The organism is Nocardioides alkalitolerans DSM 16699 (assembly GCF_000426525.1).
Taxonomy (GTDB): Bacteria; Actinomycetota; Actinomycetes; order Propionibacteriales; family Nocardioidaceae; genus Nocardioides; species Nocardioides alkalitolerans.
Genome location: NZ_KE384533.1, coordinates 1,175,839 through 1,196,379, shown reverse-complemented (window position 1 = coordinate 1,196,379; position 20,541 = coordinate 1,175,839). Strand labels below are relative to the sequence as shown.

The window sequence follows — 20,541 nt, the reverse complement described above, 5'->3', positions numbered from 1 at the left end:
TGTGGTGGATCCGGTGCGGTGCCCCCGCGATCTGCGATAGGGAGGGCCGGGCGGCGCGGCCCTAGGATCGCCGCGTGACGACCTCGGAGACCACCCGCCCGACCGCCGCGTCGGCCGTCGGTCCGGGCGTGGCGATGGGCTTCGCGGCCTACCTGCTCTGGGGCGTCTTCCCGCTCTACTTCCCGCTCCTCGAGCCGGCGGGTCCCCTCGAGATCCTCGCCCAGCGCATGCTGTGGTCGGCGGTGACGATGGGCCTGCTGGTGGTCGTGCTGCGCCGTACGGCGGCCGTCCGCGCCCTGCTGAGCCGTCCCCGCACCATGGGGCTGCTCGCCCTGGCGGCCCTCACGATCAGCATCAACTGGGGCATGTTCATCTACGGCGTGAGCTCCGGGCACGTGCTGGAGACCTCCCTCGGCTACTTCATCAACCCGCTGGTCACCGTGCTCATGGGCGTGCTCCTGCTCGGGGAGCGCCTGCGACCGCTGCAGTGGGCGGCGATCGGGGTCGCCGGCGTCGCCGTCGTCGTGCTCACGGTCGACTACGGGCGCCTCCCGTGGGTCGCGCTGGTGCTCGCCTTCAGCTTCGGCACCTACGGCCTCGTCAAGAAGACCGCCGACGTCGGCGCGGTCGAGAGCCTCGCGATCGAGACGGCCTTCGTGCTGCCGTTCGCCACGGCGTACGTCGTGTTCCTCGGCGTCACGGGCGGTGCGGTCTTCGGGTCGCAGGGCCCGGGCCACGCCGCGATCTTCGCCGCCAGCGGCATCATCACGGCCATCCCGCTGCTCCTCTTCGGCGGTGCCGCCACGCGGGTGCCCATGGTCGTGCTCGGGCTGCTGCAGTACCTCGCGCCGTTGTGCCAGTTCGCCCTCGGCATCCTCTGGTTCGGCGAGGAGATGCCCGCCAGCCGCTGGATCGGCTTCACCCTCGTCTGGCTGGCGCTCGCGATCTTCACGGTCGAGATGGTGCGCCACCGCCGTCACCTGCGGGTCGCGGCCACGGCCGCCACGGCCACCTGACGCGGCTCCCCGGTCGCCCTCCGGTCGCCGCCCGGCACGGCCGCGCCCCGGCGCCCGGTGGCTGGCCCGCGTTCACCTCGGCGTCGCCCGGGGTTCGCCGCCCCGCACGCGGGCGCTCCTAGGTTGCGCCTGGCTGCGACCGCGCGGCCCCTCTTTCTCCCCGACGATCCGAGGAGCTTCCCGGGAATGAGCACCACCCCTCTGCACGACCCCCAGAACACCGCCGCCACCTCGTGCTGCGGCGCCCACGACGGCCACGACGCCGCCCCCGCCGAGCCGGCGCGCAAGCGCCGCACCCTCCCGCTCTGGCCCGCCGAGCGCCGCGGTGGCCCGCACGGCTCGCGCAGCTGGGCCACGTGCTTCTACCGCTGCGGCAACGCGTGCGACAAGCCGGAGCCGAACACCTCGGGCAACGAGCACGTGCGCTCCGTCATCGACACCGCCCTCGCCCGCCGCGCCGTGCTCGGTGGCGCGGCCGTCGGCGCCGGCGCCCTGGTGCTGGGGCACGCCTCCCCCGCCGCCGCGGCCGACAACTTCTGGAACGCCGGCGCCGCCACGCGGGGCGCCGTCCGCGGCAAGATGGTCTCGACCGACGCCTTCCGGCCCGTCGCGCCCAACAAGCGCGACGAGGTCACGGTGCCGCCGGGCTACCACTCCGGCCTCGTCATCGCCTGGGGCGACCCGGTCGTCGCCGGCGCCCCGGCGTTCAACGTGCTGCGCCAGACGCCCGAGACCGCGGCCCAGCAGTTCGGCTACAACTGCGACTACGTCGGCGTGCTCAACACCACCCAGCCGACGAAGGCGCTGCTCGTGGTGAACCACGAGTACACGAACGAGGAGCTGATGTTCCCCGCCGGTCTCTACACCGACGAGGAGCAGCGTCGCATCGCGCTGATGTCGCACGGCATGTCGGTCGTGCAGATCCAGCGCGCCAACGCCACCGCCGGCGGCTGGATCGTCAGCAACGACCGCGCCCGCTACAACCGCCGCATCACGGGCGAGACGCCCTTCACGGTCGACGGCCCGGTCGCCGGCCACGACATGCTCAAGACGAGCGCCGACCCGACCGGCACCCGCGTGCTCGGCACGCTCAACAACTGCGCCGGCGGCACGACGCCGTGGGGCACGGTGCTGTCGGGTGAGGAGAACTTCAACCAGTACTTCGGCACCGAGGGCGAGATCCCCGCGAGCCACGCCGCGGCGTACGCGCGCTACGGCATCACCGCCGAGGGCTCGCGCGGCTGGCACCAGACGTGGGACCGCTTCGACCTCGCCAAGGAGCCCAACGAGCCGAACCGCTTCGGCTGGGTGGTCGAGGTCGACCCGTACTCCCCCGGGGAGGCGCCCGTGAAGCACACGATGCTGGGCCGCTTCAAGCACGAGGGCGCCAACGTGCTCGTCGCCCGCAACGGCCGGGTGATCGCCTACATGGGTGACGACGAGCGCGGCGACTACCTCTACAAGTTCATCTCCGAGGGTCGCTTCGACCCGGGCACGTCGGCCGCGGCCCGCGCCCACAACAAGACCCTGCTCAGCAAGGGCTCGCTGTTCGTGGCGAAGCTGACCGGCGACGGCTCCGCCGACGGCCAGTTCGACGGCACCGGCCAGTGGATCCCGCTGACCAGCAACACCCGCAGCTTCGTGCCCGGCTTCAGCGTCGCCGAGGTGCTCGTGCACACCCGGCTCGCGGCCGACGCGGTGCAGCCCACGCGCATGGACCGCCCCGAGGACGTCGAGCCGAACCCCGTCTCGGGCAAGATCTACGTCGCGCTGACGAACAACTCGAACCGCGGCACGTCGTACCCCACCGACGAGGCCAACCCCGTCGGCAGCTCGATGGTGCGGGACACGCCCGGCGGGCCCCTGCGGAGCGCGGCGGGCAACCGCAACGGCTACGTGCTCGAGATCGACGACCAGCACACCGGCGCGACCTTCGTCTGGCGCCTCCTGCTGGTCTGCGGCGACCCCGCGGCCCCGGAGACCTACTTCGCCGGGTTCCCGAAGAACCGGGTCAGCCCCATCAGCTGCCCCGACAACCTGGCCTTCGACTCCCAGGGCAACCTCTGGGTGTCGACCGACGGCAACGTGCTCGGCTCCAACGACGGCATCTTCCGCGTGCCCGTCGCCGGACCGAACCGCGGCAAGGTCGAGCAGTTCCTCACCGTGCCGATCGGCGCCGAGGCCTGCGGCCCGCTCATCACCCACGGCGACCGCACCGTGTGGCTCGCCGTGCAGCACCCGGGCGAGGGCGGCACGTTCGCCCAGCCGCTGGGCACCTGGCCCCACACCCACCGGTTCCCGCGCCCCGGGGTGGCGGTCAACTACAAGTTCTGACCACGTACGACGCCGCCCGAGCCGGCACGTCCCTCACGGGGCGTGCCGGCTCGGTGCGTCTGGGTGCGTCTCGGGGCACGGAGGGTCAGACGGCGGAGTGCGTCGCGTCGGACGGCGGTGTGGCGGACGCCTGCTCCGCCGAGCGGCCCCTACCAGCACCCGTCCGCCACACACCGCGGCCCGGTCGGAAGTGTGGCGGACGCCTGCTCCGCCGAGCGGCCTCTACCAGCACCCGTCCGCCACACACCGCGGACGCCACACACCGCTGGGTTCACCGCGACGCGAGCCGCGCGCTGCACGCCGTACGAACGTTCGGACGATCCCCGAGCGTTCTCACCTCCGGCAGGCAGAGCCCGGAGTGCGCAGATTCATCCTCCGCGCGCGAGCAACGTGAATCCACGCACTCCGGGCGACGGTCGACGGCCCCTACCTGGACCGAACCGGACGGGAGCGGACGGGTCCGGCCTCAGGCCGAGCGGGTCGCGACGATGTCGGCGAACGCCTCGAGGGCGCCGCGCACGGGCCCGGCGGGCAGCACGTCGAGGTGGGCCTTCGCCTCGGCGGAGCGGGCCACGACGTACGCCCGGGCCTGAGCGATCGCCGGGTGCGTGCGCAGCAGCGTGAGGGCCTCGGCGTGCAGGGCGTCGTCGGTGGCCAGGTCGCTGACCCGCGGGTCGAGCAGCGACTGGAGTCGCGCGTCGGCCGGGTCGGTGGACGCCTGGGCGTAGAGCACGGGCAGCGTCGGCACGCCCTCGCGGAGGTCGGTGCCGGGCGTCTTGCCGGACTCCCCCGACTCCGAGGCGATGTCGAGGATGTCGTCGGAGAGCTGGAAGGCCGTGCCGACGATCTCGCCGTACGCCGTCAGCGCCGCCACGACCTCGGGGCTCGCGCCGCCGAACATCGCGCCGTACCGGGCCGAGGTCGCGATGAGCGAGCCCGTCTTGCCGGCGACGACGTCGAGGTGGTGGGCGACGGGGTCCGCGCCGGGCTCGGGCGGCACCGTCTCCATGATCTGGCCCTCGACGAGCCGGCCGAACGTCTCGGCCTGGATGCGCACGGCGTCCGGGCCCAGGTCGGCCGTCAGCTCCGACGATCGGGCGAAGAGGAAGTCACCGGTGAGGATCGCGACCAGGTTGTCCCACCGCGCGTTGGCCGAGTCGGCCCCGCGGCGCAGCAGCGCCTCGTCCATCACGTCGTCGTGGTAGAGCGACGCGAGGTGGGTCAGCTCGACCACGCAGGCCGCCGTGACGACCTCGTCGGCCTCGGGCGTGGGTCCGGCCTCGGCCGCCAGCAGCACCAGCAGCGGGCGGAACCGCTTGCCGCCCGCCTCGAGCAGGTGGCTGGCCGCCTCGGTGACGTAGCGGGCACGGCCCTGCACGTGACCGTTCAGGGCCTTCTCGACGACGGTCATGCGCTCCCGCAGCCGGTCGGAGAGGACGGCGTCGGTGACGGGGAGGGCCAGACCGGGTGCGTTGGTGCTCACCTGACGAATTGTCCTGCATGACCGGCGAGATCCAGCAACGGGCCGGGTACGACGCCGAGCGCGACCGTCACGATGAGCGCCACCGCGATGGTGACCGAGGTCAGCGGCGACGGCACGACCACCACGGGAGCGTCCTCCGGCGGGTCCGCGAAGAACATCGTGACGATGTGCCGCACGTAGAAGTAGACGGCGATGATGCTGCTCGTGATGGCCACCGCCACCACGGGCCAGGCCCCCGCGCCGGCCGCCGAGGCGAACACCGACCACTTGCCGACGAAGCCCGCGGTGAGCGGGATGCCGGCGAGGCTCAGCAGGAAGACCGCGAAGGCTCCGGCCACCAGCGGCGAGGTGCGTCCCAGACCGGTCCAGCGCGCCACCGAGCCGGCCTCGCCGCCCGGGTCGCGCACCAGCGTGGTGACCGCGAAGATGCCGACGGTCGCGACGCCGTAGGTCGCCAGGTAGAAGAGCACCGCCTGCAGCGAGCTGATCTGGCCCTCGGCGAGGTCGCCGGAGGCCTGGAGCCCGAGCACCCCGGTGAGCAGGAAGCCCGTGTGGGCGATCGAGGAGTAGGCGAGCAGCCGCTTGATCTCCGTCTGGCCGACGGCGAGCACGACGCCGCCGAGCATCGTGAGGATCGCGACGACCCACAGCAGCGGCGCCCAGTCCCAGCGCGCGTCGCCGAGACCGACGTAGAGGAACCGGAGGATCGCGCCGAACGCGGCGATCTTGGTGGCGGCGGCCATGTAGGCCGTCACGGCGGTCGGGGCGCCCTGGTAGACGTCCGGGGTCCAGGAGTGGAACGGCACCGCGCCCACCTTGAACAGCAGCGCCACCATCACCATCGCGGCCCCGACGAGCAGCAGCACCTCCTGGCCGCCGCCGGCCCGGACCGCCACCGCGACGCCGGCCAGGTTGAGCGTGCCGGCGTAGCCGTAGACCAGCGCCATGCCGTAGACGAAGAAGCCCGACGAGAAGGCGCCGAGGAGGAAGTACTTCATCGCCGCCTCCTGGCTCAGCAGGCGACGACGGCGCGCCAGCCCGCACAGCAGGTAGAGCGGCAGGGAGAGGATCTCCAGCGCCACGAACATCGTCAGCAGGTCGCCGGAGGCGCAGAACAGCATCATGCCGCCGAGCGCGAAGACGAGGAGCGGGTAGACCTCGGTGTGCTCCCAGTCCTCGTACGACGGCTCGCCGGGGCCGCCGGGACCCGCGGTCGACCCCGGGGGCAGCGACGCCTGGCCGGCGAAGACCGGGAGACCGGCGTCGACGCGACGTTCGGCGAAGAGCAGCAGGCCGCCGACGGTCACGACGACGAGGAGGCCCCAGAGGAAGACGGTCGGGCCGTCGACGACGACCGCGCCGCCCGCGGTCACGTCGCCGCGCGCCGCACCCCCGGCCCGCTCGGGCAGCTCGAGGGCCACGAGGACCGTGCCGACGAGGGCGACGGCGAGGCCGACCCCGGCGACGCTCGACTGGATCAGGCAACGCGCGCTGCGGGGCGCGAAGGCCTCGACCGCCACGCCCACGAGCGCGGTGCCGAAGACGGCGAAGAGGGGCCAGAGGCGCGCCCACTCGATGGCGGGTCCGGTGAACTCGTCGTTCATCGCTGGCCTCCCTCGGCCTGGGTGTCGGCCTGGACGTCGGCGGCGGGCACGACGGGCCCGTCGTCGGGCTCGCCCCCGCCGTCGACCACGTGGTCGATCACGGTGCCCGTCACGGGCTCGATGACGTCGGTCAGCACGGACGGGAAGAACCCGAACCCGACGAGCGCCACCACGAGCGGCACCATGACGCCGATCTCGCGGCGGTCGAGATCGCCGGTGCGCACGAGCTCGCCCTTCGCCGGGCCCGTCATCGTGCGCTGGTAGGCCCACAGCACGTAGATCGCGGCCAGCACGATGCCGGTGACGGCGACCGCGCCGACGTACCAGGCGTAGTCGAAGGCGGCGACCATGACGAGGAACTCCGACACGAACGGCGCCAGCCCGGGCAGGCCGAGCGTCGCCATGCCGGCCACGAGGAACAGGCCGGCCAGGACCGGCGCGGTCTTCTCCATGCCGCCCATCGCGCGGATGGACGCGGTGCCCGAGCGACGGATCGCGAAGCCCGCCACCAGGAACAGCGCGGCGGTCGCGACGCCGTGGTTGACCATGTAGAGGATCGCGCCCGTGTGGCCCTGCTCGGTGAGCACGAAGATGCCGAGCACGATGAACCCGAAGTGCGACAGCGACGTGAGGCCGACGAGGCGCAGCAGGTCGTCCTGCCCGATCGCGAGCAGCGCGCCGTACACGATCGAGACCAGCGCCAGCGTCACGACGACGGGCGTGGCCCAGACGGAGGCCTCCGGGAAGATCCCCAGGCAGAACCGGATCATCCCGTAGGTGCCGATCTTGTCGAGGATGCAGATCAGCAGCACGCTCGTGCCCGGCGTCGCGGCGGCCGTGGTGTCGGCGAGCCACGTGTGCAGCGGGAAGAGCGGCGCCTTCACCGCGAAGGCCACGAAGAAGCCGAGGAACAGCCAGCGGCCCGCCTCCACGCCGATGTCGAGCGCGGCGAGGTCGCCGATGAGGTACGACGGGGGGCCCGACTCGGCGGAGACCACGTAGAGGCCCACCACGCTGGCGAGCATCACGAGCCCGCCCGCGAGCTGGTAGACGAGGAACTTGGTGGCCGCCTTGGCACGGCCGGCCCCGCCGAAGCCGCCGACGAGGAAGTACGCCGGGATCAGCGTGGCCTCGAAGACGACGTAAAAGAGGAACACGTCGGTGGCGAGGAAGACCGCGAGCGCCGCGGCCTCCAGCCCGAGCACCCAGGCGAAGAAGGACGCCGAGCGCCCCTTCTCGGCGGCACGCGGAGCGGCACCGTCGGGCTCCCCCTGGCCGGGGACGTGCTGGATCTCGCCGGTGTGCCACTCGGCCACCAGCACGACGGGCACGAGCACGACGGTCAGCATCACCATGACGAGCGCGAGCCCGTCGACGCCGACGGCGTAGTGGGCGCCGAGCACGCCGATCCACTCGACCGACTGCGTGAGCTGCATGCCCGCGTCGCCGTAGTCGTAGAGGGCGGCGACGGCGACGCCGAGCCCGAGCGTGCCGACGGCGAAGCCGATGGCCACCGATCGGGCGTCGATGCCGACGCGACCGGCGAGGAGGGTGAGGACGGCGCCGAGCAGGGGCACCGCGATGAGGACGGTCAGCATCACCAGGTCACCGCCACCATGGCCAGGACGAGGATCACGGCACCTCCGAGGACCGACAACGCGTACGTGCGGACATAGCCGTTCTGGGTGCGGCGCAGCACCGACGAGAGGGCACCGACCAGGCCGGCCCCGCCCTCGACGACACCGTCGACGCCGCGGGCGTCGGTCGCGACCAGGCCGCGCACCAGCACCCCGCCGGGACGCACGACGAGACCGTCGTTGATCGCGTCGCCGTACAGGTCGGAGCGCGCCGCCCGGGTCACGAAGGAGACGTCCTGCGGGGCCTCGCGCGGCACCTCGCGCCGCCCGACCAGCAGGACCGCGAGGCCCACGCCGAGCGCCACGACGACCACGACGATGCCGGTGAGGACGATGACCGGCACCGGCAGCTCGTGGTGCTCGACCTCGCCGACCACCGGGGTCAGCCAGGTGGTGACCCAGTCGCCGAGGAGCAGCACGCCGCCGAGCACCGACAGCGCGGCGAGCACGACGAGCGGCACCGTCATCACCTTCGGCGACTCGTGCGGGTGCACCTCGGGCTCCCAGCGCTCCTTCGTGAAGAACGTCATGAGCATCAGGCGGGTCATGTAGAACGCGGTGACGCCGGCGCCCAGGAGGGCCGCGGCCCCCACCAGGTAGTTCTCGGCGACCGCGGCCTCGATGATCTTGTCCTTGCTCCAGAAGCCGGAGAACCCGGGGAAGCCGATGATCGCGAGGTAGCCCATCGCGAAGGTCAGGAACGTCACCGGCATCGCCTTGCGCAGCGCGCCGTAGTGGCGCATGTTCACGTCGTCGCCCGTGCCGTGCATGACGGACCCGGCGCCGAGGAACATGTTGGCCTTGAAGAAGCCGTGCGTGACGAGGTGGAAGATCGCGAACGCGTAGCCCGCCGGGCCGAGACCGGCCGCGAGCATCATGTAGCCGATCTGGCTCATCGTGGAGCCGGCCAGCACCTTCTTGATGTCGTCCTTCGCGCAGCCGATGACCGCACCCCACAGGAGCGTCACGCAGGCCACGACCACGACGGCGGTCTGGGCGACGGGCGCGTTCTCGAAGACGAAGTTCGAGCGCGTCACGAGGTAGACGCCGGCGGTCACCATGGTGGCCGCGTGGATGAGGGCCGAGACCGGGGTCGGGCCCTCCATCGCGTCGAGCAGCCACGCCTGCAGCGGCACCTGGGCGGACTTGCCGCACGCGCCGAGCAGGAGGAGGAGGCCGATCGCGGTCATCGTCGACTCGGTGGCATCGCCCGCCGCGGCGCTGACACCGGCGAACGCGGTGGTGCCGAAGGTGACGAACATCAGCATGATCGCGAGGCTCATGCCGATGTCGCCGACGCGGTTGATGACGAAGGCCTTCTTCGCGGCGGCCGCCGCCGAGGGCTTGTGCTGCCAGAAGCCGATCAGCAGGTACGACGCCAGCCCGACGCCCTCCCAGCCGAGGAACACCCCGACGTAGTCGGCCGCCAGCACCAGCATCAGCATCGCCGCGACGAAGAGGTTGAGGTAGCCGAAGAACCGGCGGCGGCGCGGGTCGTGCTCCATGTAGCCCACCGAGTAGAGGTGGATGAGCGCGCTGACGCCGGTGATGAGCAGCAGGAACAGCGCCGACAGCGGGTCGTAGAGCAGGTCCATGCCCACCTGGAAGTCGCCGACGGCGAACCAGTCCCAGAGGTGCTGGCCGATCTGGCGCTCCGCGTCGTCGCGGCCCAGCAGCTGGACGAACATCACGACGCTCAGCACGAACGAGCCGGTGACGGTCGCCGTGCCGAGCCAGTGGCCCCAGCGGTCGGTGAGCCGGCCGCCCACGAGGAGCACGACGGCGCCCGCCAGGGGCAGGGCGATCACGAGCCACAGCAGCGAGAAGACGCCGTCGGGGCTCATCGCCTCGACGACCGGCACCGAGTGGTGCCCGCCCTCGGCCGCGCTGGTGAGCAGGGTGGAGGAGCTCAGGGTCATGTCCGTCTCCTCAGTACTTCAGCAGGCTCGCGTCGTCGACCGAGGCCGAGCGACGGGACCGGAAGATCGTCATGATGATGGCCAGGCCGACCACGACCTCGGCGGCCGCGACCACCATCACGAAGAAGGCGGCCACCTGCCCCTCGAGGTTGCCGTGGTGCTTCGCGAACGCGACGAGGGCCAGGTTCGAGGCGTTGAGCATCAGCTCGACGCACATGAACACGACGATCGCGTTGCGGCGGGTCAGCACGCCCACGCAGCCGATGCTGAAGAGGATCGCGGAGAGCACGAGGAACGGCGTCACGTCGTCCATCAGGCGTCCTCCCCCCGGGCCGCGGAGCCCGACCCCTCGACGACCGTGTCGGTCGCCGGGTCCTGGTCGTCGCGGCGGGACTGCAGCTGCCCCACCACGCGGTCGACGTCGCGGTACGACGGCGAGGGCCGCCCCGTGCCGCGGTTGCTGATGACCGTGGGCACCGACTGCTCGGCCGGCGACCCGTCGGGCAGCAGGGCCGGGGTGTCGACGGCGTTGTGGCGGGCGTAGACGCCGGGAGCGGCCAGGGGACCGAGGTGGTCGCCGTGCTCGCCGTACGCGCGGACGCGGGCCGCGGCCCTGTCGGCCTGCGTCTCCCGCGGCACCAGCCGCTCGCGGTGGGCCAGCACCATCGCGCCGAGCGCGGCGGTGATGAGCAGCGCGGCCGTGGCCTCGAAGGCCAGGACGTACTGGGAGAAGAGCACCTCCGCGAGGCCCTCGATGTTGCCGCCCTCGTTGGCGGCGCCGAGCCCGACCGCGGTGCCGATGCCGGCCTGGCCGACGATCACGCCGAGCAGCACCGCGAAGATCCCGCCGACCATGACGGCCAGGACGCGCTGGCCGCGGATCGTCTCCACCACCGAGTCGGAGGCGTCGACGCCCACGAGCATCAGCACGAAGAGGAACAGCATCATGATCGCGCCGGTGTAGACGATGATCTGCACCGCGAAGAGGAACGGGGCCTCGAGCGCGGCGTAGAGCATCGCCAGGCTGATCATCACGACCGCGAGGAGCAGGGCCGCGTGCACGGCCTTGCGCACGAAGAGAATGCCCAGCGCCGCGATCACCATGACCGGCGCCAGGACCCAGAACGCGATCACCGAGCCGCCTTCCTCGCCGTGCGGGGTGCGGGGGGCGTCGCGGAGGAGGTCTCGGGCGTCGACGTGGGCGCCGCGGCCCGGTCGCCCGGCGGCGGCGCGAACATGCCGCGGTAGTAGTCGCCCTCGTCCTCGCCCAGCAGCATCGCGTGCGGCGGCTGCTCCATGCCCGGCAGCAGCGGAGCGAGCAGCTCGGACTTCTCGTAGATCAGCGCCTCGCGGTTGTCGTCGGCGAGCTCGTAGAAGTTCGTCATCGTCAGCGCCCGCGTCGGGCACGCCTCGATGCAGAGCCCGCAGAGGATGCAGCGCAGGTAGTTGATCTGGTAGACGGCGCCGTAGCGCTCACCCGGCGAGTAGCGCTCGTCCTCGGTGTTCTGAGCGCCTTCGACGTAGATGGCGTCGGCCGGGCAGGCCCACGCGCAGAGCTCGCAGCCGATGCACTTCTCGAGGCCGTCCGGGTAGCGGTTGAGCTGGTGCCGCCCGTGGAAGCGCGGGGCCGTCGGCTTCTTGACCTTGGGGTACTCCTCGGTGACGACCTTGCGGAACATCGTCCGGAAGGTGACGCCGAACCCCGCCACCGGGTCCCACAGCTGCTCCTTGAGCTGGGTGGTGAACGACGGCTGGGCCTCGTCGGGCTGCGGCTCGTGCGGGCTGGACATCAGCTCTCCTCGGCTTGCGCGGGTCCGGGCCGGGGCCCGGAGTCGGCGAACGTCAGCGGGGGTGCCGCGCCGCGGACGGCGCCGGTGGCCGGCATCGGCGGCACGGGGAAGGCACCGGCGGGCTTGGCCGGTGCGTCGGGCTCCTCGGTCTCGGCCTCGTCGCGCGCCGCCCCGAAGCTCGGGACGAACATGGCGACGACGAGCAGGCCGGTGATGACACCGAGGGTGATGAGCAGGCTCTGGCGGTCGAAGGTCTCCTCGATCGTGATGAGGCGCATGACGGCCACCAGCACGGTCCAGCCCAGGGCGACGGGGATGAGGCGCTTCCACCCGAAGTCCATGAACTGGTCGTAGCGCATGCGGGGCAGAGTGCCGCGCAGCCAGACGAAGATGAACATGAAGAAGAAGACCTTGCCGAAGAACCACAGCAGCGGCCAGTAGCCCTCGTTCGCGCCCTCCCAGATGGCGCCGATGCCGAAGGGGGCGTGCCACCCGCCGAGGAACAGCGTCGTGGCGAGCGCCGAGACGGTGACCATGTTGATGTACTCGGCGAGGAAGAACAGCGCGAACTTCAGCGAGCTGTACTCCGTGTGGAAGCCACCGACGAGCTCGCCCTCGGCCTCGGGGAGGTCGAACGGCGCCCGGTTGGTCTCACCGACCATCGCGATGACGTAGATGATGAACGCCGGCGCCAGGATCAGGCCGAACCAGAGGTCGCCCTGGGCCGCCACGATCTCCGAGGTCGACACCGACCCCGCGAAGAGGAAGACGCTGATGAGCGCCAGGCCCATCGCGACCTCGTAGGAGATCATCTGGGCGCTCGAGCGCAGGCCGCCGAGCAGCGAGTACGTCGAGCCGCTCGCCCAGCCGCCGAGCACGATGCCGTAGATGCCGATGGACGCGATCGCCATCACGAACAGCACCGCGACCGGCATGTCGGTGAGCTGCAGCGGCGTGACGGTGTCGGTGAACGGGATCGTCACCTCGGGGCCGAACGGGATCACCGCGAAGGTCACGAACGCCGGCACCACGCAGATGATCGGCGCCAGGATGAAGACCACCTTGTCGGCCCTCGTCGGGATGATGTCCTCCTTCAGCGCCAGCTTCACGCCGTCGGCGAGCGACTGCAGCAGGCCGAAGGGACCGTTCACGTTGGGGCCGATCCGGTGCTGCATGCGGGCGACGACGCGACGCTCGAACCAGATGTTGAACAGCGTCAGCACGACAAGCACGGCGAAGATCAGCACGGCCTTGAGCAGCACGACCCAGACGGTGTCGAGGCCGAAGGAGTCGAGCGACGGCCCGGTGACGAGCGGCAGGCTCACGGCGTTCACAGGGCTCCTCCGGCGGTGACGCGCAGGCGGGCCCCGGGCCCGGCGAGGTCGGCCAGCAGGCCGCGACCGACGGAGCGCGCGGGCACCCAGACGACCCCGTCGACCATGGTGCGCACCACCTCGACCGGCAGCGTCAGCGTGCCGCGGTCGCCGTGGAGGGTGACCTCGGCGGGGGCGCCGAGGGCGTCGTACGCCGTCTGCCCCAGCCGGGCGACCGCCGGGCGGCGGGTCTGGGTCAGCGCGTCGTCGCCGTCCTGCAGCGAGCCGCCGTCGAGCAGCTGGCGCCAGGTCGAGAGGGCGAGGACGACGCCACCGGACGCGGGGTGCGCGGCGGGTGGCGCGGCGGGGGCCGGGACCGGCGCGGCGGGCCGCTCCCCGTCCCAGGTGCCGAGGGCCTCGATCTGGTCGCGGGCCTCGTCGACGGTGCGGAAGCCGAGCGGGGTGCCCAGCTCCTCCGCGATGCCGGCGAGCACCCGCAGGTCGGGCAGGGAGCCGGGCACGGTGAAGACCGCGTCGAACGGGCGGACGCGCCCCTCCCAGGTGACGAAGCTGCCGGCCTTGTCGGTGACCGGCGCGATCGGCAGCACCACGTCGGCGTGCTCCGTGACCTCGCTCGCGCGCAGCTCGAGGCTGACGACGAAGGAGGCGGCGGCCAGCGCGGCGCGGGTGGTGGCGGGGTCGGTGGTGTCGTCGGGGTCGACGCCGCCGACCACGAGGCCGGCGAGCTCGCCCGCGGCCGCGGCGGCGGCGATGGCCGCGGCGTCGCGGCCCGGGGTCTCCGGCAGCGAGCCGACGCCCCAGGCGGCGGCCGCGTCGACGCGCGCGGAGGCGTCCGCGACCGGACGGCCGCCGGGCAGCAGGGTCGGCAGGCACCCGGCCTCGACCGCACCGCGGTCACCGGCCCGGCGCGGCACCCAGGCCAGCCGGGCCCCGGTGGCGGCGGCCAGCTCGGCGGCGGCGGTGAGGGCGCCCGGCGAGGTGGCGAGCCGCTCCCCCACCAGCACCACGTCCTGGTCGCCCAGGGCGCTCCCGGCGAGCTCCTCCGCCCGGTCGGCGAGGCCGCGGAGCACCGCGCCCTCCTCGCCGGGGGCGGTCGGCACGAGCAGCGCGCGCACCTTGTCGGCGCCGCGCGTCAGGTACGGCGCCACGCTCAGCACCGTGGTGCCCTTGCGGCTGGCCTTGCGCAGCCGCAGGAAGATCGTGCCGGCCTCGTCCTCGGGCTCGAGGCCGACGAGCACCACGGTGCGCGCGCCCTCGAGGTCGCCGTACGTCACGCCCCGTCGGCCCGCGACCGGACCGCTGGCCGCGACGTGGGCGCCGAGGAAGCCGGTCTCCTCGTCGCTGTGGGGGCGGGCGCGGAAGTCGACGTCGTTGGTGCCGAGCGCGACGCGGGCGAACACGCTGTAGGCGTAGGCGTCCTCGAACGTCAGCCGGCCGCCGGTGAGCACGCCGACGCCGCCCGCCGCACGGGCCGTCGCCAGCCCGCGCGCCGCGACGGCGAACGCCTCCGGCCACGACGCGGGGTGCAGGACGCCGTCGTCGCCGCGCACCTGCGGGTAGGGCAGGCGGTCGGTGGCCGTGAGGTAGCGGAACGCGAACCGGTCCTTGTCGCTGATCCACTCCTCGTTGACCTCGGGGTCGTCGCCGGAGAGCCGGCGCATGACCTTGCCGCGCCGGTGGTCGACGCGGATCGCTGCGCCGCAGGCGTCGTGCTCGGCGACGCCGGGGCTGGAGACGAGGTCGAACGGGCGCGACCGGAACCGGTAGGCCTCGCTCGTGAGGGCGCCGACCGGGCAGATCTGGATCGTGTTGCCGGCGAAGTAGGAGAGGAACGGGGCGTCCTCCGCGATGCCGATCTGCTGGCGCGCGCCGCGCTCGACCAGCGAGATGAACGGGTCGCCCGCGACCTCCTCGGCGAAGCGGGTGCAGCGCTGGCAGACGATGCAGCGCTCCCGGTCGAGCAGCACCTGGGGCGAGAGGTGGATCGGCTTGGGGAAGGTGCGCTTGACGCCCTCGAAGCGGGAGTCGCCGCGACCGTTGCTCATCGCCTGGTTCTGCAGGGGGCACTCGCCGCCCTTGTCGCAGACCGGGCAGTCGAGCGGGTGGTTGATGAGCAGCAGCTCCATCACGCCCTGCTGCGCCTTGTCGGCGACGCCGGAGGTCAGCTGGGTGTTGACCACCATCCCGTCGGCCACCGGCAGGGTGCACGACGCCTGCGGCTTGGGCAGCGCCCGGCCGTTGCCGGCGTCGGGCACGTCCACCAGGCACTGGCGGCACGCGCCGACGGGCGCGAGCAGCGGGTGGTCGCAGAACCGCGGGATCTGCACGCCGACCTGCTCGGCGGCGCGGATCACCAGGGTGTCCTTCGGGACGTCGACCGAGACGCCGTCGATGGTGACGGTGACCAGGTCGGTCGCCGTGCGCTCGGGGGTCGTGGTCACGCCCCCACCCCCTTCCCGGCCAGCTGGCCGGCGTACGCGGTGGAACGCTCGTGCGGGAACAGCTCGCGGCTCGGCGTGGTCATGCCGTCCTCGAACTCGCTGCGGAAGTACTTGATCGCCGAGGTGATCGGGCTCGTCGCGCCGTCACCCAGGGCGCAGAACGAGCGGCCCAGGATGTTGTCGCAGAGGTCGAGCAGCTTCTCGATGTCGCCCGGCTCGCCCTTGCCCTCGTCGATGCGGGTGAGGGTCTGCACCAGCCACCACGTGCCCTCGCGGCACGGGGTGCACTTGCCGCAGGACTCGTGCTTGTAGAACTCGGTCCACCGCAGCACGCAGCGCACCACCGAGACCGTCTCGTCGAAGATCTGCAGCGCGCGGGTGCCGAGCATCGAGCCGGCGGCGCCCACGGCCTCGTAGTCGAGGGGCATGTCGAGGTGCTCGTCGGTGAGCAGCGGCGTGCTGGAGCCGCCGGGCGTCCAGAACTTGAGCCGGTGGCCCTCGCGGACGCCGCCGGCGAGGTCGATGAGCTCGCGCAGGGTGATGCCGAGCGGCGCCTCGTACTGCCCCGGCCGGGTCACGTGGCCCGAGAGCGAGTAGATGACGAAGCCCTTCGACTTCTCCGTGCCGAGCGACGAGAACCAGTCGGCGCCGTTGCGGATGATCGCGGGCACCGAGGCGATCGACTCGACGTTGTTGATGACCGTCGGGCTCGCGTAGAGGCCGGCGACGGCGGGGAACGGCGGGCGCAGGCGGGGTTGGCCGCGACGGCCCTCGAGCGAGTCGAGCAGCGCCGTCTCCTCGCCGCAGATGTAGGCGCCCGCCCCGGCGTGCACGACGAGGTCGAGCTGGTAGCCCGAGCCGTGGATGTTGGCGCCCAGGTGACCGGCCAGGTAGGCCTCCTGCACGGCCCGCTGCAGGCGCCGCACGACGTGCAGCACCTCGCCCCGCACGTAGATGAACGCGTGGTTCGCGCGGATCGCGTACGCCGCCAGGATCACGCCCTCCACGAGCGTGTGGGGGCTGGCCATCATCAGCGGGATGTCCTTGCAGGTGCCCGGCTCCGACTCGTCGGCGTTGACCACGAGGTACTTCGGGTTCGGGTTGTCCTGCGGGATGAAGCCCCACTTCATGCCGGTCGGGAAGCCGGCGCCGCCCCGGCCGCGCAGGCCGGAGTCCTTCACCGCGGCGATGACCTCGTCGGGCGTCATCGCGAAGGCGGTGTCGAGGGCGTCGTAGCCGCCGCGCTCCTCGTACGACGCGAGCGTCCACGACCGCTCGGCGTCCCAGTTGTCGGTGAGGACCGGGGTCAGGGGCGGAATGGTCATCACTTGCCTCCGTCGGTCGGGGCGTCGTCGGCGTTCCGGCCGGCGGCGTCGGTCGGGGCGTCGGACGCCTCGGCCGCCGTGCTGTCGGTGGCCTCGGCGACCTTCGACTCCTGCTCGGCGCGCCCGGAGTCGGTGCGCTCGTCGGCGGCCACGCCGGCGGACTCGCTCGTCGGGGCCTGGGCCGCGGCCTCGTCGTGGCTCTCCTCGTGGGCGGCGTCGGTCCGCGACGGCGGGGCCGTCCAGCCCCGCTCGCGGGCGACCCGGAGGCCGGCCAGCGACGCCGTACCGGCCGAGGGGCCCTCGTCGGCGCGGTCGTCGGGGAAGCCGGCGAGCACCCGCTCGGCCTCGCGCCACGTGCAGATGCGCGGGCCGCGGGTCGAGTGCACCTCGGCCCCCGAACGCAGGTCGTCGACCAGCTGCTTCGCGCTCTCGGGCGTCTGGTTGTCGACGAACTCCCAGTTCACCATCACGACCGGCGCGTAGTCGCAGGCCGCGTTGCACTCGACGTGCTCGAGGCTCACGGTGCCGTCGGCGGTGGTCTCGTCGTTGCCGATGCCGAGGTGGTCCTTCAGCCCGGCGAAGATCTCGTCGCCGCCCATGACCGCGCAGAGCGTGTTGGTGCAGACCCCGACGTGGTAGTCGCCGACGAGGCGGCGCTTGTACATCGTGTAGAAGGTCGCGACCCCGCTGACCTCGGCGGGACTGATGCCGAGGATCTCCGCGCACGCCTCGATGCCCGCGGGCGTCACGCGCCCCTGGGCCGACTGCACGAGGTGGAGCATCGGCAGCAGGCCCGACCGGGCCTGCGGGTAGCGGGCGGCGATGAGCCGCAGCTCGTCGTACGTCGTGGGGTCGAGGCCGTCGCCGCGCCCGCCGGGGGCGAGGTCGCGGTCGGGGCTCTCCGGGGTCGCGGTCATCGGTCGACGCCTCCCATGACGGGGTCGATGGAGGCGATGGCGACGATGACGTCGGCGATCATGCCACCCTCGCTCATCACCGACGTCGCCTGCAGGTTCGTGAACGACGGGTCGCGGAAGTGCGCCCGGAACGGCCGCGTGCCGCCGTCGGAGACCACGTGGGCCCCGAGCTCGCCGCGGGGCGACTCGACCGGCACGTACGCCTGGCCGGGCGGCACCCGGAACCCCTCGGTCACCAGCTTGAAGTGGTGGATGAGGGCCTCCATGGACTCGCCCATGATGTGGCGGATGTGCTCGAGGCTGTTGCCCTGGCCGTCGCTGCCGACCGAGAGCTGGCTCGGCCAGGCGATCTTCTTGTCGGCCACCATCACGGGTGCTCCGACGAGCTTGTCGAGGCGGCCCACGCACTGCTCGACGATGCGCAGCGACTCGAACATCTCGTTCATGCGGATGCGGAAGCGGCCGTAGGAGTCGCACGTGTCCCACGTCTGCACGTCGAAGTCGTAGGTCTCGTAGCCCGAGTAGGGCTCGGTCTTGCGGAGGTCCCACGGGTAGCCGGTGGAGCGGAGCACGGGACCCGTCAGGCCCAGCGCGAGGCAGCCCTCGAGGTCGAGGTGGCCGACGCCCTCGAGGCGCCCGCGGAAGATCGGGTTGGCGTTGCACATCGCCGTGATCTCGGGCAGGCGCTTGCGCATCAGCTTCACGAAGTCGCGCACCGCGTCGAGCGAGCCGTCGGGCAGGTCCTGGGCGACGCCGCCGGGGCGGATGAACGCGTGGTTCATCCGCAGGCCGGTGATGAGCTCGAAGAGGTCGAGCACCTGCTCGCGCTCGCGGAACCCGATGGTCATCACGGTGAGCGCGCCGAGCTCCATGCCGCCGGTCGCGATCGCGACGAGGTGGGAGGAGATGCGGTTGAGCTCCATGAGGAGCACGCGCATGACCTGGGCCTTCTCCGGCACCGGGTCGTCGCCGTCCTCGATGCCGAGCAGCCGCTCGACGCCGAGGCAGTAGGTCATCTCGTTGTAGAAGGGCGAGAGGTAGTCCATCCGCGTGCAGAACGTGACGCCCTGCGTCCAGGTGCGGAACTCCATGTTCTTCTCGATGCCCGTGTGCAGGTAGCCGATGCCGCAGCGGGCCTCGGTCACCGTCTCGCCCTCGATCTCGAGGATCAGGCGGAGCACCCCGTGGGTGGACGGGTGCTGCGGGCCCATGTTGACGACGATGCGCTCGGCGTCGCCCGCCTCGCCGAGCCCGGCGACGACCTCGTCCCAGTCCTGGCCCGTGACGGTGAAGACCTTGCCGTCCGTCGTGCCGTACCCGTCGCCGGCGGCGTACGGGTCGCTGTTGCCGGCACCGGGGCCGGCCTGCGTCGACGTGCTCATGTGTACGACCTCCGCTGGTCCGGCGGCGGGATCGTGCCGCCCTTGTACTCGACCCCGATGCCGCCGAGGGGGTAGTCCTTGCGCTGCGGGTGGCCCGGCCAGTCGTCGGGCATGAGGATGCGGGTGAGCGCCGGGTGGCCGTCGAAGACCACGCCGAAGAAGTCCCACGTCTCGCGCTCGTGCCAGTCGGCCGTGGGGTACGTCGCCACGACGCTCGGCACGTGGGGGTCGGCGTCGGGGCAGCTGACCTCGACCCGCAGACGACGGTTGTGGGTCATCGAGAGCAGGTGGTAGACGACGTGCAGCTCGGCGCCCGTGTCCTCCGGGTAGTGCACGCCGCTGACCCCGGAGAGCAGCTCGAAGCGCAGGTCCGGGTCGTCCCGCAGGGCGCGGGCGACGGCAGGCAGGTCGCTGCGACGCACGTGGAGCGTGAGCTCCGCGCGGTCCACCACGACCTTCTCGATCGCCGCACCGTCGGCCCCGACCCGGGCGGCCAGCGTGTCGACGACGGCGTCGAACCAGCCGCCGTACGGGCGCTGCGCCGCGCCGGGGAAGGTGACGGTGCGACGGAGACCGCCGTACCCCGAGGTGTCGCCCGAGCCGCGCACCCCGAACATGCCGGTGCGGACGCCACGCTGGTCGGTGTGCTCGTCGCCCGCCCGCTCGGGCAGGCCACCGCCCGTGGTGACGGGCTCGGCGCTGGCCGTGACGTCCTTGCGCTCCTCGACGGCGCGCTGGGCCGGGTCGTCCCGGCCGGGCTTGGGCTTCTCGCTCATCGCATGAGCCCCTTCTGGTCGCTCGTCGGGACGGCGTTGAGGGCGGCGGTCTCGAGCTCGGCGACCTGCTTCGCGCGGTTGGCGCCGAACTTCGTGGACTGCACCTGGTCGTGCAGCTTGAGGATCGCGTCGATGAGCATCTCGGGCCGCGGCGGGCAGCCGGGCAGGTACATGTCGACGGGCACGACGTGGTCGACGCCCTGGACGATCGCGTAGTTGTTGAACATGCCGCCCGAGCTGGCGCAGACGCCCATCGCGAGCACCCACTTCGGCTCGGCCATCTGGTCGTAGATCTGGCGCAGGACGGGCGCCATCTTCTGGCTCACGCGCCCCGCGACGATCATCAGGTCGGCCTGGCGGGGGCTGGCGCGGAAGACCTCCATGCCGAAGCGGCCGGTGTCGTAGCGCGGGCCGCCGCTGGTCATCATCTCGATCGCGCAGCAGGCCAGGCCGAAGGTGGCGGGCCAGAAGCTCGCCTTGCGCATGTAGCCCGCGACGCCCTCGACCGTGGTCAGCAGCACCCCGCTGGGGAGCTTCTCCTCGATACCCATCAGGTCAGGTCCTCTCGTGCGGTACGTCGTGA

The 20,541-nt window shown here is 72.3% G+C and carries 16 protein-coding genes; 2 read left to right on the top strand and 14 right to left on the bottom strand.

The window, feature by feature from the left end; translation table 11 throughout:
• The first annotated feature begins 74 nt into the window (after positions 1-74).
• On the top strand, positions 75-1,016 hold the full coding sequence (gene rarD / locus K329_RS0122515; RefSeq protein WP_245596660.1) for an EamA family transporter RarD: 942 nt from the start codon (positions 75-77) through the stop codon (positions 1,014-1,016).
• A gap of 186 nt (positions 1,017-1,202) precedes the next feature.
• Complete coding sequence (locus tag K329_RS28930; protein ID WP_084541521.1) at positions 1,203-3,350, top strand: PhoX family protein; 2,148 nt, start codon at positions 1,203-1,205, stop codon at positions 3,348-3,350.
• A 466-nt stretch (positions 3,351-3,816) separates the two neighbouring features.
• Here K329_RS28930 and K329_RS0122505 read toward each other — a convergent pair whose 3' ends face one another.
• The 14 genes from K329_RS0122505 to K329_RS0122440 all read right to left on the bottom strand — a co-directional run bounded on the left by K329_RS0122505 (position 3,817) and on the right by K329_RS0122440 (position 20,509).
• Positions 3,817-4,761: a polyprenyl synthetase family protein gene (locus K329_RS0122505; RefSeq protein ID WP_084541607.1), complete on the bottom strand. Its 945-nt coding sequence runs from the start codon at positions 4,759-4,761 to the stop codon at positions 3,817-3,819.
• Between the two features lie 68 nt (positions 4,762-4,829).
• On the bottom strand, positions 4,830-6,437 hold the full coding sequence (nuoN, locus tag K329_RS0122500) for an NADH-quinone oxidoreductase subunit NuoN (protein ID WP_028474794.1): 1,608 nt from the start codon (positions 6,435-6,437) through the stop codon (positions 4,830-4,832).
• Positions 6,434-8,035, bottom strand: a complete 1,602-nt coding sequence (locus K329_RS28925; RefSeq protein WP_084541606.1) for an NADH-quinone oxidoreductase subunit M — start codon at positions 8,033-8,035, stop codon at positions 6,434-6,436. Before K329_RS28925 ends, nuoN begins: the two co-directional genes overlap by 4 nt.
• A complete protein-coding gene (gene nuoL / locus K329_RS0122490; RefSeq protein ID WP_043645283.1) occupies positions 8,035-9,918 on the bottom strand; it encodes an NADH-quinone oxidoreductase subunit L in 1,884 nt (627 codons plus the stop codon). Before nuoL ends, K329_RS28925 begins: the two co-directional genes overlap by 1 nt.
• An 85-nt stretch (positions 9,919-10,003) precedes the next feature.
• A complete protein-coding gene (gene nuoK / locus K329_RS0122485; protein ID WP_043644436.1) occupies positions 10,004-10,306 on the bottom strand; it encodes an NADH-quinone oxidoreductase subunit NuoK in 303 nt (100 codons plus the stop codon).
• The gene (locus K329_RS28920) at positions 10,306-11,127 is read right to left on the bottom strand and encodes an NADH-quinone oxidoreductase subunit J (RefSeq protein WP_043644433.1); all 822 of its coding nucleotides are present in this window, start codon (positions 11,125-11,127) and stop codon (positions 10,306-10,308) included. Before K329_RS28920 ends, nuoK begins: the two co-directional genes overlap by 1 nt.
• The gene (gene nuoI / locus K329_RS28915; RefSeq protein WP_084541520.1) at positions 11,124-11,783 is read right to left on the bottom strand and encodes an NADH-quinone oxidoreductase subunit NuoI; all 660 of its coding nucleotides are present in this window, start codon (positions 11,781-11,783) and stop codon (positions 11,124-11,126) included. Before nuoI ends, K329_RS28920 begins: the two co-directional genes overlap by 4 nt.
• Positions 11,783-13,117 (bottom strand): NADH-quinone oxidoreductase subunit NuoH, encoded by a 1,335-nt coding sequence (nuoH, locus tag K329_RS0122470; protein WP_052337238.1) that lies wholly within the window; start codon positions 13,115-13,117, stop codon positions 11,783-11,785. The genes nuoI and nuoH overlap by 1 nt, the downstream gene beginning before the upstream one ends.
• Positions 13,114-15,558, bottom strand: a complete 2,445-nt coding sequence (locus tag K329_RS0122465; RefSeq protein ID WP_028474790.1) for an NADH-quinone oxidoreductase subunit G — start codon at positions 15,556-15,558, stop codon at positions 13,114-13,116. The genes nuoH and K329_RS0122465 overlap by 4 nt, the downstream gene beginning before the upstream one ends.
• Positions 15,555-16,883 carry an NADH-quinone oxidoreductase subunit NuoF gene (gene nuoF, locus K329_RS0122460; protein WP_028474789.1) on the bottom strand — a complete coding sequence of 443 codons (1,329 nt, stop codon included), beginning with the start codon at positions 16,881-16,883 and terminating at the stop codon, positions 15,555-15,557. Before nuoF ends, K329_RS0122465 begins: the two co-directional genes overlap by 4 nt.
• A complete protein-coding gene (gene nuoE / locus K329_RS28910; protein ID WP_084541519.1) occupies positions 16,883-17,800 on the bottom strand; it encodes an NADH-quinone oxidoreductase subunit NuoE in 918 nt (305 codons plus the stop codon). Before nuoE ends, nuoF begins: the two co-directional genes overlap by 1 nt.
• Complete coding sequence (locus K329_RS0122450) at positions 17,797-19,182, bottom strand: NADH-quinone oxidoreductase subunit D (protein ID WP_028474788.1); 1,386 nt, start codon at positions 19,180-19,182, stop codon at positions 17,797-17,799. The genes nuoE and K329_RS0122450 overlap by 4 nt, the downstream gene beginning before the upstream one ends.
• The gene (locus tag K329_RS0122445; RefSeq protein WP_084541518.1) at positions 19,179-19,958 is read right to left on the bottom strand and encodes an NADH-quinone oxidoreductase subunit C; all 780 of its coding nucleotides are present in this window, start codon (positions 19,956-19,958) and stop codon (positions 19,179-19,181) included. Before K329_RS0122445 ends, K329_RS0122450 begins: the two co-directional genes overlap by 4 nt.
• Positions 19,955-20,509 carry a NuoB/complex I 20 kDa subunit family protein gene (locus tag K329_RS0122440; protein WP_028474786.1) on the bottom strand — a complete coding sequence of 185 codons (555 nt, stop codon included), beginning with the start codon at positions 20,507-20,509 and terminating at the stop codon, positions 19,955-19,957. The genes K329_RS0122445 and K329_RS0122440 overlap by 4 nt, the downstream gene beginning before the upstream one ends.
• Positions 20,510-20,541 lie beyond the last annotated feature (32 nt).

Excerpts from the sequence above, each read along its gene's own strand:
- K329_RS28930 (WP_084541521.1), top strand. The coding sequence starts at position 1,203 with ATGAGCACCACCCCTCTGCACGACCCCCAGAACACCGCCGCCACCTCG.
- K329_RS0122505 (WP_084541607.1), bottom strand. The coding sequence starts at position 4,761 with ATGACCGTCGTCGAGAAGGCCCTGAACGGTCACGTGCAGGGCCGTGCC.
- nuoN (WP_028474794.1), bottom strand. The coding sequence starts at position 6,437 with ATGAACGACGAGTTCACCGGACCCGCCATCGAGTGGGCGCGCCTCTGG.
- K329_RS28925 (WP_084541606.1), bottom strand. The coding sequence starts at position 8,035 with ATGCTGACCGTCCTCATCGCGGTGCCCCTGCTCGGCGCCGTCCTCACC.
- nuoL (WP_043645283.1), bottom strand. The coding sequence starts at position 9,918 with ATGAGCCCCGACGGCGTCTTCTCGCTGCTGTGGCTCGTGATCGCCCTG.
- nuoK (WP_043644436.1), bottom strand. The coding sequence starts at position 10,306 with ATGGACGACGTGACGCCGTTCCTCGTGCTCTCCGCGATCCTCTTCAGC.
- nuoI (WP_084541520.1), bottom strand. The coding sequence starts at position 11,783 with ATGTCCAGCCCGCACGAGCCGCAGCCCGACGAGGCCCAGCCGTCGTTC.
- nuoF (WP_028474789.1), bottom strand. The coding sequence starts at position 16,883 with ATGACCATTCCGCCCCTGACCCCGGTCCTCACCGACAACTGGGACGCC.
- nuoE (WP_084541519.1), bottom strand. The coding sequence starts at position 17,800 with ATGACCGCGACCCCGGAGAGCCCCGACCGCGACCTCGCCCCCGGCGGG.
- K329_RS0122450 (WP_028474788.1), bottom strand. The coding sequence starts at position 19,182 with ATGAGCACGTCGACGCAGGCCGGCCCCGGTGCCGGCAACAGCGACCCG.
- K329_RS0122445 (WP_084541518.1), bottom strand. The coding sequence starts at position 19,958 with ATGAGCGAGAAGCCCAAGCCCGGCCGGGACGACCCGGCCCAGCGCGCC.
- K329_RS0122440 (WP_028474786.1), bottom strand. The coding sequence starts at position 20,509 with ATGGGTATCGAGGAGAAGCTCCCCAGCGGGGTGCTGCTGACCACGGTC.